Origin of the sequence: Aquincola sp. J276, assembly GCF_024700035.1 — a bacterium.
Taxonomy (GTDB): domain Bacteria; phylum Pseudomonadota; class Gammaproteobacteria; order Burkholderiales; family Burkholderiaceae_C; genus Aquincola; species Aquincola tertiaricarbonis.
Map to the genome: position 1 here is coordinate 2,251,242 of NZ_JAJONC010000002.1, position 14,306 is coordinate 2,265,547.

Genomic DNA, 14,306 nt, shown 5'->3' on the forward strand with positions numbered 1-14,306 from the left:
CAGCGCCGCCGCGCCGGCCAGCGTGGAGGCGGCCGCCGCCGGCCCGCCGGCGGGGCGCCAGGCGGCGCGCAGGCTGCCGTGCCGGCCCGCCAGCAGCGACAGCGCATAGCACCCACCGGCCACCAGCACGATGGCCGGCCCGGAAGGCAGCCCGGCGTGGTACGACACCAGCAGCCCCGCCCATGCGCTGAAGGCCGCGATCAGCGAGGCCAGCAGCGCCAGCGCACCCAGGCCGCGCACCCAGAAGCGCGCTGCGGTGGCCGGCAGCATCAGCAGGCCCACCGCCATCAGCGTGCCCAGCGCCTGGAAGCCCGCCACCAGGTTGGCGACCACCAGTGCCAGGAACAGGTAGTGCACGCCGGCCGTGCGGCGCGAGACGGTGCGCAGGAACAGTGCGTCGCAGGCATCGAACACGATCGGCCGCCACAGCAGCGCCAGCAGCAGCGCCGACAAGCTGGCCACGGCGGCCACCAGCGTCAACGAGGCATCGTCCACGGCCAGCACGCTGCCGAACAGCACGTGCATCAGGTCGACGTTGCCGCCGCCCTGGGCGGAGATCATCAGCACGCCGGCCGCCAGCGCGATCAGGTAGAAGGCCGCGAAGCTGGCGTCCTCCCGCTGCGGCGTGTAGCGCGCCACGGCGCCGGCCAGCAGGGCCACCAGCAGCGCCGCCGCGAAGGCGCCCACGCTCATCGCTCCGAGCGACAGGCCGGCCAGCAGGTAGCCGGCCGCCGCACCGGGCAGCAGCGCATGGGCCATGGCATCGCCCACCAGGCTCATGCGGCGCAGCACCAGCAGCGTGCCCAGCGGCCCGCAGGTGAGCGCCAGCGCCAGGCAGGCCACCAGCGCACGCCGCATGAAGCCGAACTCGGCGAACGGCTGCCACAGCAGGGCAGGCAGGTCGATCAGCAAGGTGTTCATGCGGCCAGCGGCAACCCGGTGGCGCGGCCGGCCAGCTGTCGCTCTGCGGCCCGCCAGGCCGCCGGCGACAGGGCATCGTCCGGGCTGCCCTGCAGTACCAGGCTGCACGCCAGCAGCAGGGCGGTGTCGAAGTGCGAGCGCACCACCGCCTGCTCATGCAGCACCGCGATCACGGTGCGGCCCTGGCTGCGCCATTCACGCAGCAGCGCCAGCAGGTCGCAGGTGGTGTCCTCGTCCAGCGCGGCAAAGGGTTCGTCCAGCAGCAGCAGCCGCGCCTCCTGCAGGCACAGCCGCGCAAACAGCAGGCGCTGGAACTGCCCGGTGGACAGCTCGGCGATCAGTCGCCGGCCCAGTGCGTGCAATCCCACCCGCTGCAGCGCCTGCTCCACCGCATCGGCATGCCGGCGGTCCAGCCCGCGCCAGGCGCCCAGGCGCGGCCACAGGCCCATGGCGGCGAATTCAGCCACGCGGATCGGGAAGCTCCGGTCCACCTGGGAACGCTGCGGCAGGTAGCCGACCTGCCCATGCAGGTCCGGCGCCAGCACCACGCCGCCGCTGCACGGCTGCAGCCCGGCCATGGCGGCCATCAGGCTGCTCTTGCCCGCGCCGTTGGGGCCGACGATCGCATGCAGCGCCGCCCGCGCAAAACCAGCGCTGACCGGCGCCACCGCTTCCTGGCCGCCGTAGCGCACCGCCACGCCTTGCAGCTGCAGGGCAAGGTCCGAGGTGCCCGCCGTCGGTTCAGCGCGCGACATCGCTCAAGGCCCAGGCCACCATCCACCACATCGGCGCCAGCACCGCGGCGGCCGCCACCAGGCGCGGCCATGCCGCCCAACCGAGCAGGTTGCGGCGGGTGTCGGCCGGCCGTGCCTCGGTCACCGCCCGTCCGGGTGCGTCGCACGGTGCGGAAGAACGGGCCGCGCAGGCAGCGGCAGCAGAGGTGGCGACGGCAGATAGCATGCCTAATGATAACGAATTCTCTTTATCGGCGTGAGAGAATCCCCGGCCCATGGAACGCTCCACCCGCCAACGCTCCGCCATCCGCTCGGTGATCGAAGCCGCCACCCGGCCGCTGTCGCCCCAGGAAGTGCTGGACGGCGCTCGCGGCGAGGTGGCGGGCCTGGGCATCGCCACCGTCTACCGCAACCTCAAGCTGCTGGTGGAAGAGGGCAGTGTGCAGCCGGTGGAACTGCCAGGCGCCAGCCCCCGCTACGAATCCACCCGGCTGGCGCACCACCACCACTTCCAGTGCCGGGCCTGCCAGCGGGTGTTCGACGTGCATGGCTGCCCGGGCGACCTGGGCCGGCTGGCGCCTGCCGGTTTCAGCGTGGATGCGCATGAATTGACGCTCTACGGCTTGTGCGCCGATTGCAAGGGCACGGCCGCCGTCTAGGGATGGGCGCCTAGCGGCGCTGGCAGGTGCAGCGATTGCTCGCTCTTCAGAGGGATGCGGCGCGACGACCAGGGCGGGCAGCATCGTGTGCCTGTCCTTCGAAGGAGCCGACCATGTCCCAGACGCACCACCTGCCAGCGCCGCACCTGCTGGGCGAGACGCTGGCCGCCTACGGCTTCGATGCCCGCGACTTCGAACTGGAGCACGACCCCGAGCCCGATCTGAGCGCCGCGCTGGGCCTGCAGGACAGCCTGATGCTCGTGCGCCGGCGCTCCACCGGCGCGGTGCGCTTCTACCTCGGCGCCTCCTGGTACACCGCCGTGGTGAGCGACCTCACCGCCGGCGAATTCGGCCGCGCCTGAAGCCGGCCGGGTTCAGCCGGCCCGCCGCGCCTCCCGCGCGGCCGTCACTTCCACCGGCCGCAGTTCGGCGGCCGCCTTGTCCAGCACGCCGTTGACGTACTTGTGGCCATCGGTGCCGCCGAAGCTCTTGGCCAGTTCCACGGCTTCGTTGATCGCCACCTTGTAGGGCACGTCGATGCAGTGCTTCAGCTCGTAGGAGCCGATCAGCAGCACCGCATGTTCCACCGGCGACAGCTGCGAGGTCTGCCGGTCCACATGCTTGGACAGCACCGCGTCCAGGTCGGCCGCCTCGTGGATGCAGCCATGCAGCAACGCATCGAAATGCGCCGCATCGGCCTTGCCGAAATCTTCCTGCTCGCGCATGTGCGCATCGATCACGCCGGCATCGGTGCCCGACACCAGCCATTCGTACAGGCCTTGCAGCGCCACTTGCCGCGCGTTGCGGCGCGCCACGTTGGCGGCCGACGGGCGTTTCGGGCCGTTCGGCCTCTTGGGAGCGGGGCTCACTTCAGTTCCTTCAGCAACAAGGCCATTTCCACGGCCACGCGGGCCGCGTCGCGGCCCTTCTCTTCGATGCGCGCCTGCGCCTGCAACGGGTTCTCGACGGTCAGGATGGCATTGGCCACCGGCAGGCGGTGGTCCAGCGACACCCGCGTCACGCCGGCACCGCTTTCGTTGGCGACCAGCTCGAAGTGGTAGGTCTCGCCGCGGATGATGCAGCCCAGCGCCACCAGCGCATCGAACTCCCCCGAGGCCGCCATGGCCTGGAGCGCCACCGGCACTTCCAGCGCGCCGGGTACTTCGGCGCTGCGGATGCGATCCGCGCGCACGCCCAGCGTCGCCAGTTCCGCCACGCAGGCCGCATGCAGGCCGGCCGTCACCTCGTCATTGAAGCGCGCGCGAACGATGCCCACGCGCAGATGCTCGCCGTTCAGGCCGGCGACGGCGCCTTTGTCAGAGCCTTGCATGTCAGTCCTTGGAAGAGGGCGTGGAGGCGGCAGGTGCTTCGGTGAATCCGGTGACCTCGAGGCCGAAGCCGACCATGCTCGGCATGCGGCGCGGCCGGCCCAGCAGCCGCATGCGGCGCACGCCCATGTCACGCAGGATCTGCGAGCCGATGCCGTAGGTGCGCAGGTCCATCGCGTTGGCCGGGCGCGGCGCGCCCAGGCCGTCCGTCGACACGGCGCGGGTGAGCAGGGCCTCGGCCTCGTCGGCGCAGTTCAGCAGCACGGCCACGCCGCGTCCGGCCGTCTGCAGGGCGCGCAGGGCACTGGGCAGCGGCCAGGAATGGCGGGTGTTGGCGGTGTCCAGCAGGTCGAGCACCGACAGGGGCTCATGCACCCGCACCATCACTTCATCGTCTGGCTGCCAGCGTCCCACGCTCAGCGCCAGGTGGGCACCGCCGGTGCGGTCGCGGAACACCGTGCATTCGAAGTTGCCGTAGGCCGTGTTCAGCGCCCGTGCGCCCACGCGCTGGATGATGGATTCGGTATGGCTGCGGTGCTGGATCAGGTCCGCGATCGTGCCGATCTTCAGGCCGTGCTCCTGGGCGAAGATCTCCAGGTCCGGCAGGCGCGCCATCGTGCCGTCGTCCTTCATGATCTCGCAGATCACTGCCGCGGGCATCAACCCGGCCATGCCTGCCAGGTCGCAGCCGGCTTCCGTATGGCCGGCGCGCATCAGCACGCCGCCATCCTGCGCCTGCAGCGGAAAGATGTGCCCGGGCTGCACCAGGTCCGCCGGCACCGCGTTGCGTGCCACCGCGGCCTGCACCGTGCGCGCGCGGTCGGCGGCCGAGATGCCGGTGGTCACCCCTTCGGCGGCTTCGATGGAGACGGTGAAGGCCGTGCCGTGCTTGGTCCCGTTGCGCGTGGCCATGGGCGGCAACTGCAGGCGCTCGCAGCGCTCGCGGGTCAGCGTCAGGCAGATCAGGCCGCGCCCGTAGCGCGCCATGAAGTTGATCGCTTCCGGCGTGGCATGCTCGGCGGCCAGCACGAGATCGCCTTCGTTTTCGCGGTCTTCCTCGTCGACGAGGATGACCATGCGGCCGGCGGCCAGCTCGGCGACCAGCTCGGGAACAGGAGAAATGGGCATCCGGGCATTGTAGGTGGGGCGCCTGCGCGCCCTGGCCACTGCCACCGAAGGCCGGTGGGGTTCAGGCGGTCGCGGCCTGGCCCAGCATGCGCTCGACGTAGCGCGCGATCAGGTCGACTTCCAGGTTCACGCCGCTGCCCGCGGCCAGCTCCCCGAGCGCGGTGTTCTCGATGGTGTGCGGGATCAGGTTGATGCTGAGTTCGCAGCCGTCCGGCCGGTCGGCCACGCGATTGACCGTCAGGCTCACGCCATTGACGGTGATCGACCCTTTGTAGGCCAGGAACTTGGCCAGCGCCTGCGGGGCCAGGATGCGCAACTCCCAGGATTCCCCCACCGGCGCGAAATGGGTCACCGTGCCCATGCCGTCGACGTGCCCCGAGACCAGGTGGCCGCCCAGGCGGTCATGGACACGCAAGGCCTTCTCTAGGTTGACGCGGCCCGGCTGGGATAGCCCGGCGGTCTTGTCCAGGCTTTCGGCAGAAATGTCGATGGTGAAGGTGGCGGCAGCCGCATCGAACTGAGTCACCGTCATGCAAGCGCCATTGATCGCGATGCTGTCGCCCGGCTGCACGTCGTCCAGGTAGCCGGCGGGCGCGGCGATGGACAGCTGCTTGCCATGGCCGGCCTGCTCGCCAAGCGACTGGACCTGGGTGATGCGGCCGACGCCGCTGATGATGCCTGTGAACATGGGACGGTTTCTCTGGTTGGAAGGGCCGCGTGTGCGGTGGTCAGAAGTGGTCGCGGCCGGGCGGCCGCAGCCGCAGCCGCAGGTCGGCGCCTACGCGGGTGCAGTCGATGAATTCGAAGTCCAGGCCGTCGGCCAGGCGTTCCAGCGGCCCCAGGGCGGCCATGTCGCGCCCGGTCCCCAGCATCCTGGGCGCCAGGTAGACCAGCAACTCGTCCACCCAACCCTCGCGCAGGAAGGAGCCATTGAGCCGATGGCCGGCTTCGACATGCAGCTCGTTGATGCCGCGGCGCGCCAGATCCGCCAGCAATGCCGACAGGTCCGTCTTGCCGGCCGGTGTGGCAGGCAGCGTGGCCACCTCCACATGCGGCAGCTCAGGCCATGCGGACGGCGATGCCACCGCGGTGTACACCAGCGCGGCGCCGGGCGGCTGCAGCACGCGGGCGCTCGCGGCGATGTCAAGCCGTGAATCGATCACCACGCGCAAGGGCTGACGGGCCGTGGGCACCAGCCGCACGTCCAATCGCGGGTCGTCGTCCTTCACGGTGCCCATGCCGGTGAGCACCGCTCCCGCGCGCCGGCGCCATGCATGCCCGTCGGCCCGCGCTTCCGGGCCCGTGATCCACTGGCTCGCGCCGTTGTTCAAGGCGGTGCGGCCGTCGAGCGACGCCGCCACCTTCAGCCGCACCCAGGGCCGCTGCCGCCGCACGCGGGACAGGAATCCGATGTTGATCTCGCGGGCCTGCGCAGCCAGCAGGCCGACCTCCACCTGCACCCCCGCCCGGCGCAGCCGCTCCAGCCCGGCACCACTCACCTGGGGAAACGGGTCTTCCAGGGCGACTACCACCCTCGCGATGCCCGCATCGATCAGGGCGTCGCAGCAAGGCGGTGTGCGGCCGTGATGGGCGCAGGGCTCGAGGCTCACATAGGCAGTGGCGCCGCGGGGATCGTGGCCGGCTTCGCGGGCGGCACGCAGCGCCATCACTTCCGCATGGGCCGATCCAGCCGCCTGGGTGAAGCCCGTCACCTGCCAGCCTTCGCCCCTGAGCACGCAACCGACACGGGGGTTGGGATCCGACAGCCCGACCGCCTGCTCCGCCACGGCCAATGCGAGGCGCATGGCTTGCAGGTCGTCTTCGGGCGTGGCGGGCGGGACAGCAGTAAGCATGCCCTGATTGTCGACCAGCGGCGCCACTCGCGCGGACCGCTCAGCTGGGACGTGGATCGTGCTGGGCCGTGCTGTTCGCCCCTGGACCGACCGGGCAGCTCTGGCTGCGCAGAATGACCAGGAAGTTCTGATTGAGCAGGTTCTCGGTCACGTTGACGTAGTCCAGCGGATGCTCGCGGTTGCTAATCGACTGCGAGCCGTCGAGGTCCGCGCTGTACCGGCACAGCTGGAATGCTGCCGCCTCGCCACGCCAGTAGGTGCCAGGCGCCATCGACAGGTAACCCGACCATGGGCCGCCCACGACCGACGGAAACACAGCGCAGTAGTACTCGATGCGCAACGGACTTCGCACCGCTGCGGAGTCGTCGAAGCATTCGGCCGTCGGCGTGTTGGTGCTGGCGAAGGTGAAGCTTGGCTGCACCGGAAAGGCTTCGCTCGACGGGACGTCAGCATTCGGTGGGGATGCCAGCGAGAACCACACATAGCCTGCCACCAGCCGCCCGGCGATCGGCGCGATGGGGCAGGCCGCCAGGTCCGCGGCCGTCAGGCTCTCGGTGGTGCGGTCTGTGGGCACCACGCACCGGGACGTGATGACACCGCTGCGGTTGTCGAAGATCCAAGCCACGGTGGTGGAGCCGGGGGGCTTGAACACGCTGCGGCCGTCCTGGAGATCGCGCACCCAGGGCGGCAGCCGGCCGTTCGTCCGGCTTCGAACGGCCGACGGCTGACCGTCTGGCGTCAGGCTCAGATAGCCTGACAACGCCGGATCGATGCCGGCAACGATCGTGTCCAGCCGCACGGGATGGGTGGTGCCTTGCCGGTCCGCCCAGGTGACCTGCGCCGTGATGGCGCGGAACGGAAACGGCGTGTTCAGCGGTACCGTGCGATCGAAGAAGTAGCTGGCATTGGTGCCCGCGAAGGGGAGCGGCGTTGACTCGGCGGTCGGCACGATGTCCTGGTAACTGCGCAGCCCTGCGGACGATTCCATCGTGACGAACGAGCGCGCGACGTCCAGGTCGTTCTGCGCAAGCCGCACGGCTTCCGAGCGCTGCTTCGCCACGTCGTTGCTCAACCGCAATGACATCTGCGTACCGACCGCGGCCAGCATGCCCAGTGCCATGACGAAAAACGCCACCAGCGCTTCCACCAGGGTGACGCCCGCCTGGCGGTCGCGGGAGGGGGCGTGTGAGCGCCTTTTTGTCGCCATCATCGAAGCCGCCTTTCAGCGATCTTGCCAACTACCGGGCACCCGGGCATAGGCGCCGGCGCTCAATTGCAGCCGGGTGAGCACATCGCGGTCGTAGACGATGCTCGCCGAGCCGGTCACGCCCGCGCAGCAATCGTCTTGCACGAGTACGCCGCCGCGGATCGAAGAGGCGGTGGCGGCGTTCACCCACGCCAGGCCCAGGGCATAGACCAGCCCGTTGATCTCGGTGAGGCCTTCAAGCGTCAGGCGTCCCTGCACCGCAAGGAACACTGGCTTGTCCGGCGTGCCGAGCGTGGTGCCGGCCGGCAGCGTCAGATCGCCGACCACATAGAACATCCGGCTGCCGGCCGCTGCCGCGGCCAGCAGCGCGCCGTCACAAGGCTGGCCTTGGCAATCGAAGTTGCTGACGCCAGGCATCTTGCGGTAGGTGGTCTGTGACACCCCGGTGAAGCGACTGAAGAAGCGGAGCGCCCCGCCCATCGTGGTGTCATTCCCGCGCACCGCGTCCTCCGGCGGGGCACCGCCGAGACCGACGACCGTGGGCGTTCCCACGATGCCGCCTCCCGCATGCAGGGCGAGGGCACTGCTGCCGGCATCCCGGTTGACGAGCAGCACGGTTGCCGGAGGAGCGATGGCTTCGCCGAGAACAGTGATCGCCGCGATCGGTGGCTGCCGCACCACGGGCACCAGCGCGACCTGCATGGACTGGAGGGACGTCGCATCCGAGTTGCTGGTGCCGCCTGCATAACACCGCTGGTCGTTGCCGCTGGAGCATGCACGCGAGGAGATGCGCAACGGCTCCGCTGGCGTGGACGAGAGCCAGGGTCGCATGGCGACGATGAAGGCGGATGTGCTGGTCGGCTCCGGCGTCAGCGACGCCACCTCAGCGGTCGGGCAAGTGCAGCGCCAGCCTTCCTGCGCGCGGGTACAGCCGGCGAAACGGCCAACGCCGGTGGTCGCGGGCCGGACGCGGTCGTTGTCCACCTCCACGGCGAGGTAGCGCTCGCGGAAAGTATCGAAGGTCGGGTCCTGCGTCGGGAGGCAGTTGGCGTCGATCCGCTGGTTGCTGTTCAACATCGCCAGCGCCCACTCTAGACCGCCCTGCGCCGCCTCGTAGGCCTGTGCGGAACGGTACTGGTTGGCTGAAGTCCGCTGCTCGAAGATCAGGGTGCGTGCCGAATACGCGGCCACCAGCAGCACGAGGAAGAACAGCACCATGACAATCACCAGCGTGGCTGCACCGCCCTGCCTGCCTCTGCCTTCCGGTGATTTCAGGTGATTCACGGACATGCTCCCACCACGCGATCGTTCGGCATCCGCAGCGTGCTTCTCAAGGTCCGCTGGATCGTCGCGTCCCGCGGCGAGCTGGCGACGAGCGCAATGTCCAAGGTGCGCACCTTGAGCTCCGGGCAAGATCCATAGCTGCAACCGTTGGTGCAGTAGTCCGCCAAGCTCACTTGCTGCTCGCGCAGATCCAGCGCGAAGTCCTGGACCACGACCGTCTGCACATCGGTGATGGGTTGCCAAACTTCGCCCACCAGCATCTGCAATGCGCTGTCCCGGAGCCGAAAGCCCGATGGCGTCGCATTGCCGGCCACGATGTAGCTGTACTGGATGGCATTGCCTGCAGAGGTGTTCACCGGCACGGTGGGGTTGGGCAGAACGTTCAGGTTGTTGGGCCGCCACACGCCAAGGCCGGCCTGGTCCCAGCCACTGGCGCGCCGGAGGTCCCGGTTCATCAGGTCGACCGCCGAGCGCAGTTCCTGTTGCACCTGCAGTTCGAGCATCAGCCGACGGTTGTCTCCGAGTTGACCGCTGGCCATCATCGCGGCGGCGGCCACGATGAAGAGTCCGACGGTGATGCCCACCATCAACTCCACCAGCGACAGGCCGCGCTGCCGCTGTTGCGTGGGCAGATGCTTTACAGCGGGCATGCGGGCACTCCGGGCATGGTTGCGTTCGGGCTGCAAGTGACGATGCTTCCCCGGGTCGAGAGCGACGTCATCAGTTGCGTGCCGCGCTGTCCCGTCAACGTCACCACCAATTCGGCGGTGTGGAAGGCACGTTCCTGGTTGATGATGATCGCGCTCGGTTGCGTCGTCAGGCTGACGCCTTGACCTTGCGGCAATGCAACGATCTTGAGCAATTCGACTTGCACGCCGTTTTCGCCGGCTACGCATTGCTCCGTGCCCTGGAGGCAATCGCATGTGCCTCCCGCATTGATGGCGTAGATGGCATAACAAGATGCCGCCGGATTGCTCCTGAAATCGACGCGCACCGCTTCACCGCGTTGGATGGCTTCCGAGCGGGCGAACTTCAGGTCGGTCACCAACTGGGCGTTGACACCCCTGAGCCTTTCTCGTGCGACAGCCTCGCTGAAGGAAGGCACCGCCAGCGTCAGCAGCACGCCCACGATGACCAGCGTGACGATCAGCTCCACCAACGTGAGTCCCCGCTGCAGGCAACGACCCGATGAGTGGACGGCGGCGGCGTGCATGGTCTTCAGCGCACCCAGCACCGGGATCCGGTCTGGTCCGCATCCAGGTAGACGACGTTGCCACCGGCCGTCATGCGCAGCGACATGACACGGCACGCGCTGTCGGACGATTGGGGCGATGTGCTGCGTGCCGTGGCAGTGAGGGTGTAACCGGTGGCGCCGGAGGCGCTGATCGAGCCGACGTAATGGTCGGTCTGGCGCGGCGCGCCGGCCAGTTGCTCGAGCGTTGAGGCATAGCTCGCGTTGTTGGCCCGGAACCGTTCCTGCGATTGCTGGATACCGGTCAACAGCATCACCGCATCGGCGCGGCGGGCTTTGCGCACCGATTCGGTGAACGTCGGCAGCCCGATCGCGGCAAGGATCGCCACGATGGCCATGACGACCAGCAACTCCACCAGCGTGAAGCCCCGAGGAAGGGAAAGCGACTGTGGCATGACCGCACCATTATGTTGAGATTCGTGAACAGTTTCACGGTTCTCGGTGCCGCCTGTCGGCCGGCGGACACCGCTTGTCCGTCAGCAAGGGGCGTGGCCCGTGTTGGTGCCCAAGGGGTCGCAGACACGCGTGCGGCCGACGATGTTCACGATCGCCTGCAACGAGGCACGGCCGTTCGAGGTGATGTCGATTGCCGCAGCCGGCGTGACGGTGTTGCGTCGGCCATCGAACGTCATCTTGGCGATGTTCGCCGTGAGCTTGATGCCGGAAGACCGGGGCAGCAGTGCCGTGCGCAAGGTTTCTGAGGAGTGGCGGCAGGCTGCCTGGCCGGTGGTGTCACACGGGCAGGGCAGCGGCGTGGCGATGACGTAGCAGCTGCCTGCCGGTGTCTGCGCGAAGGTCAGATGAACTGGAGCGCCCCGTGCAATGGCCTCTGAGTACGCATAGCGCACGTCCGCCTTGAATTGCGCGGTCACGCCTTCCACGTGGTGTCGCTCGATACTGGCCAGGAAAGCGGGCATCGCAAGACCCATCAGAACGGCCATCAGGGCGGCGACCAATACGGCCTCCACTGCGGTCGCGCCGCGAGCGAATCGGGATGTGCGGAATTGGGGCTGCGTCGTCATGTGCATCACCTTGTTGAGGTAATGCAAATCTAGGACGGCGCTCGGAGCAGGACATCCCTCCTAGGTGGGCCCGGCCCGCAGTCCCGGGATCAAATATCGCGAATCAATTGGCGGAATTCGTCGACATCTTCAAAGCTTCGATAGACCGAAGCAAATCGGACGTAGGCCACCTTGTCGATCTTCTTCAATTCGCGCATCACCAATTCGCCCAGGCGCGTGGAAGGCAGTTCCTTGGCGCCGCTGGTCAGCAGCACTTCCTCGATGCGCTCGATCGCTGCGTCCAGCTGCTCCATGCTCACCGGGCGCTTGCGCAGGGCCAGCAGCATGGAGCCTCGCAATTTGGCGCTGTCAAAGTCGACGCGGGCGCCGCCCTTTTTCACCACCGACGGCATGGCGATCTCGGGCCGTTCGTAAGTGGTGAATCGCTTCTCGCAGCCCAGGCAGCGCCGCCGCCGGCGAATCACATCGCCTTCGTCGGAGTCGCGGGTCTCGGCGACCTGCGTCTCGGGGTGACTGCAGAACGGGCAGCGCATGCAGCGGCGGCCGGCGCGATCAGCGGTAGACCGGGAACTCGCGCGTCAGGACCGCCACCTTGTCCCGCACCTGCTGGAGCACCGCTTCGTCGTTGGGACGGTCCAGCACATCCGCGATGAGATGACCGGTCTGGCGGGCCTGCTCCTCCCGGAAGCCGCGGGTGGTGAAGGCCGGGCTGCCGAGGCGGATGCCGCTGGTGACCATCGGCTTTTGCGGATCGTTGGGGATGCCGTTCTTGTTGCAGGTCATGTGGGCGCGGCCGAGGATGGCTTCCGCCTCCTTGCCGGTCAGGCCCTTGGGGCGCAGGTCGACCAGCATCACATGGCTCTCGGTGCGGCCGCTGACGATGCGCAGCCCGCGCTCGATCAGCGTTTCAGCCAGCGCCGCGGCGTTCTTGACCACCTGCTGCTGGTAGGCCTTGAACTCCGGCGTCAGCGCTTCCTTGAAGGCGACGGCCTTGCCGGCGATGACGTGCATCAGCGGGCCGCCCTGGATGCCGGGGAAGATGGCGCTGTTGATCTGCTTGGCCACGGCATCCTTCATCAGGATGATGCCGCCGCGGGGCCCGCGCAGGCTCTTGTGCGTGGTGGACGTGACCACGTCGGCATGAGGCACCGGATTCGGATAGACGCCGGCGGCGATCAGGCCGGCGTAGTGCGCCATGTCCACCATGAAGTAGGCGCCAACCGCCTTGGCCACCTTGGCGAAGCGTTCGAAGTCGATGCGCAAGGCGTAGGCAGAGGCGCCGGCGATGATGAGCTTGGGCTTGTGCTCGTGAGCCAGGCGCTCCATCGCGTCATAGTCGATGGCTTCGTTCGCATCGAGGCCATAGCTCACCACCTTGAACCACTTGCCGCTCATGTTCAGCGGCATGCCGTGGGTGAGGTGGCCGCCTTCGGCCAGGCTCATGCCCATGATGGTGTCGCCGGGCTGCAACAGCCCGAAGAACACGGCCTGGTTGGCCTGCGAGCCCGAGTTGGGCTGGACGTTCGCGTGTTCGGCGCCGAAGAGCTGCTTGACCCGGTCGATGGCCAGCTGCTCCACGACGTCGACGTTCTCGCAGCCGCCGTAGTAGCGCTTGCCAGGGTAGCCCTCGGCGTACTTGTTGGTGAGCTGCGAGCCCTGGGCGGCCATCACGGCCGGGCTGGTGTAGTTTTCCGACGCGATGAGCTCGATGTGCTCTTCCTGGCGGCGGTTTTCCGCCTGGATGGCGGTCCAGAGATCGGGATCGATCTGGGCGATGGTGGAGTGGTTCCGGTCGAACATGGCAGTCCTTCTTCAGAGTTGAAGACCCCGGTCGCCGCCCGCCGTCGATCGTGACGGCGCAGCTTTACAGGGCTGCCCAGGCGAACGGCGGACACGGCGTTTGCAGCCGCCCGCGCTCCACGGTGGTCATCCACCTCGGGCCTGTGGCAAGGCCCTATCGCCAGTCGCGCGGACCGAGAGTGTATCCCCTCGCACGCGGCCGGCCGGCGGCCGGGGGCTAGTCGAGCAGCGCCACCTGCTCGGGCTGGTCGGCCTTGGGCTCGACCGGGGCAGCGGGACTGGCAGGCTCGCGCGTGGCGGTCACGGCAGGAGTGATGGGCGCATTCACCGGAACGCCCTTGCCGCTGGCAACGCGCTGCAGGTTGGACTGCTCGGCCAGCACCTTGCCGGCGTAGCCGCCGTCGTCGGCGAAGTTGGCGGCGCCCACGTAGTAGCGCAGGCCGGCTTCCAGGCCGCCGGCGCGTGCGATGCACTCCTTGAGCACCTGCACGCCCACGCGCAGGTTGGTGACCGGATCGAACGCGGCATGGATGCCGCCGAAAGCCTGGTACTTGTCGTCATGCACCCGGGTCATCACCTGCATCAGGCCCTGGGCGCCGACAGCGCTTTGCGCAAAGGGGTTGAAGCTGGATTCAATGGCGACGATGGCCAGGATCAGCGTGGGGTCGAGCCCGGCGCGCTGGCCGACATGCCAGGCTTCCTGCACCAGGCGGCTGACCGGTTCCGGCGCCACGCGATAGCGGCGCGACAGCCAGTTGGCGATGGCCGCCTGCTGGCGCGTCAGGCCCTTGGGGTCGGCGGCGGTGGCGCGCGCGACCGCGTCCGGCTCGCTCAGGGACACCAGCATGTTGCCGTCGGACTCGGCGCGCGCCTCGTGGCGCGACTGCAGCCAGTCGAAGGCGGCCTGTTCCACCTGGTGGCGCAGATCTGCGCGGCCGCCGGCGAAGACCAGCGCCGCGACCACGGCCAGACCCACCAGAGCCAGCGTGTTGTGGCTGACTTCCAGCAGGCCATGGCCCACATCGCGGATGAACACGCCGAGAGAGGTCCTGATGGCGCGGACAGTGCGAAGCAATTTCATCGTGTCCCTTCGTCGGTTGCCGGCGGCCAGGTCCGCT

The 14,306-nt window shown here is 68.5% G+C and carries 18 protein-coding genes, 1 pseudogene and 1 riboswitch; of the genes and pseudogenes, 2 read left to right on the forward strand and 17 right to left on the reverse strand.

Features of this window, described 5'->3' with window-relative positions:
* Positions 1-48 precede the first annotated feature (48 nt).
* From LRS14_RS28290 to LRS14_RS28300, 3 genes and pseudogenes are all read right to left on the reverse strand, one after another.
* Positions 49-906, reverse strand: a pseudogene (locus tag LRS14_RS28290) (metal ABC transporter permease); the annotation flags it as partial.
* Positions 907-917: 11 nt separating this feature from the next.
* Entirely contained in the window at positions 918-1,676 is a 759-nt protein-coding gene (locus LRS14_RS28295; protein ID WP_257801965.1) for a metal ABC transporter ATP-binding protein, read from the reverse strand.
* Complete coding sequence (locus tag LRS14_RS28300; RefSeq protein WP_198157071.1) at positions 1,663-1,800, reverse strand: hypothetical protein; 138 nt, start codon at positions 1,798-1,800, stop codon at positions 1,663-1,665. Before LRS14_RS28300 ends, LRS14_RS28295 begins: the two co-directional genes overlap by 14 nt.
* 130 nt (positions 1,801-1,930) lie before the next feature.
* Here LRS14_RS28300 and LRS14_RS28305 point away from each other — a divergent pair, with 130 nt between their 5' ends.
* Together LRS14_RS28305 and LRS14_RS28310 are read left to right on the forward strand one after the other, a co-directional pair.
* Positions 1,931-2,314 (forward strand): Fur family transcriptional regulator, encoded by a 384-nt coding sequence (locus tag LRS14_RS28305; protein ID WP_257801966.1) that lies wholly within the window; start codon positions 1,931-1,933, stop codon positions 2,312-2,314.
* 113 nt (positions 2,315-2,427) lie between these two features.
* Positions 2,428-2,676, forward strand: coding sequence for a hypothetical protein (locus LRS14_RS28310; protein ID WP_046115934.1), 249 nt, complete (start codon positions 2,428-2,430; stop codon positions 2,674-2,676).
* 12 nt (positions 2,677-2,688) lie between these two features.
* Here LRS14_RS28310 and nusB read toward each other — a convergent pair whose 3' ends face one another.
* From nusB to LRS14_RS28385, 14 genes are all read right to left on the reverse strand, one after another.
* Positions 2,689-3,183, reverse strand: coding sequence for a transcription antitermination factor NusB (gene nusB, locus LRS14_RS28315; protein ID WP_257801967.1), 495 nt, complete (start codon positions 3,181-3,183; stop codon positions 2,689-2,691).
* A complete protein-coding gene (ribH, locus tag LRS14_RS28320) occupies positions 3,180-3,644 on the reverse strand; it encodes a 6,7-dimethyl-8-ribityllumazine synthase (protein WP_046115932.1) in 465 nt (154 codons plus the stop codon). The genes nusB and ribH overlap by 4 nt, the downstream gene beginning before the upstream one ends.
* Before the next feature lies 1 nt (position 3,645).
* Positions 3,646-4,770: a bifunctional 3,4-dihydroxy-2-butanone-4-phosphate synthase/GTP cyclohydrolase II gene (ribBA, locus tag LRS14_RS28325; RefSeq protein WP_257801968.1), complete on the reverse strand. Its 1,125-nt coding sequence runs from the start codon at positions 4,768-4,770 to the stop codon at positions 3,646-3,648.
* Between the two features lie 61 nt (positions 4,771-4,831).
* Positions 4,832-5,458 (reverse strand): riboflavin synthase, encoded by a 627-nt coding sequence (locus tag LRS14_RS28330; protein ID WP_257801969.1) that lies wholly within the window; start codon positions 5,456-5,458, stop codon positions 4,832-4,834.
* A gap of 40 nt (positions 5,459-5,498) precedes the next feature.
* Positions 5,499-6,623, reverse strand: coding sequence for a bifunctional diaminohydroxyphosphoribosylaminopyrimidine deaminase/5-amino-6-(5-phosphoribosylamino)uracil reductase RibD (gene ribD / locus LRS14_RS28335; protein ID WP_257801970.1), 1,125 nt, complete (start codon positions 6,621-6,623; stop codon positions 5,499-5,501).
* A 40-nt stretch (positions 6,624-6,663) separates the two neighbouring features.
* Positions 6,664-7,833 (reverse strand): prepilin-type N-terminal cleavage/methylation domain-containing protein, encoded by a 1,170-nt coding sequence (locus LRS14_RS28340; RefSeq protein WP_257801971.1) that lies wholly within the window; start codon positions 7,831-7,833, stop codon positions 6,664-6,666.
* A 12-nt stretch (positions 7,834-7,845) separates the two neighbouring features.
* On the reverse strand, positions 7,846-9,114 hold the full coding sequence (locus LRS14_RS28345) for a pilus assembly PilX N-terminal domain-containing protein (RefSeq protein WP_257801972.1): 1,269 nt from the start codon (positions 9,112-9,114) through the stop codon (positions 7,846-7,848).
* Entirely contained in the window at positions 9,111-9,764 is a 654-nt protein-coding gene (locus LRS14_RS28350) for a PilW family protein (protein WP_257801973.1), read from the reverse strand. The genes LRS14_RS28345 and LRS14_RS28350 overlap by 4 nt, the downstream gene beginning before the upstream one ends.
* Positions 9,752-10,327, reverse strand: coding sequence for a GspH/FimT family pseudopilin (locus LRS14_RS28355; RefSeq protein WP_257801974.1), 576 nt, complete (start codon positions 10,325-10,327; stop codon positions 9,752-9,754). The genes LRS14_RS28350 and LRS14_RS28355 overlap by 13 nt, the downstream gene beginning before the upstream one ends.
* A gap of 5 nt (positions 10,328-10,332) precedes the next feature.
* Entirely contained in the window at positions 10,333-10,761 is a 429-nt protein-coding gene (locus LRS14_RS28360) for a type IV pilin protein (protein WP_046115926.1), read from the reverse strand.
* 81 nt (positions 10,762-10,842) lie between these two features.
* Entirely contained in the window at positions 10,843-11,388 is a 546-nt protein-coding gene (locus LRS14_RS28370; protein ID WP_257801975.1) for a Tfp pilus assembly protein FimT/FimU, read from the reverse strand.
* 89 nt (positions 11,389-11,477) lie between these two features.
* Positions 11,478-11,921, reverse strand: coding sequence for a transcriptional regulator NrdR (gene nrdR, locus LRS14_RS28375; RefSeq protein ID WP_257801976.1), 444 nt, complete (start codon positions 11,919-11,921; stop codon positions 11,478-11,480).
* 19 nt (positions 11,922-11,940) lie between these two features.
* A complete protein-coding gene (gene glyA / locus LRS14_RS28380; RefSeq protein ID WP_257801977.1) occupies positions 11,941-13,188 on the reverse strand; it encodes a serine hydroxymethyltransferase in 1,248 nt (415 codons plus the stop codon).
* A 67-nt stretch (positions 13,189-13,255) separates the two neighbouring features.
* Positions 13,256-13,366, reverse strand: a riboswitch (ZMP/ZTP riboswitch).
* A gap of 39 nt (positions 13,367-13,405) precedes the next feature.
* Entirely contained in the window at positions 13,406-14,269 is an 864-nt protein-coding gene (locus LRS14_RS28385) for a lytic transglycosylase domain-containing protein (protein WP_046115922.1), read from the reverse strand.
* Positions 14,270-14,306 lie beyond the last annotated feature (37 nt).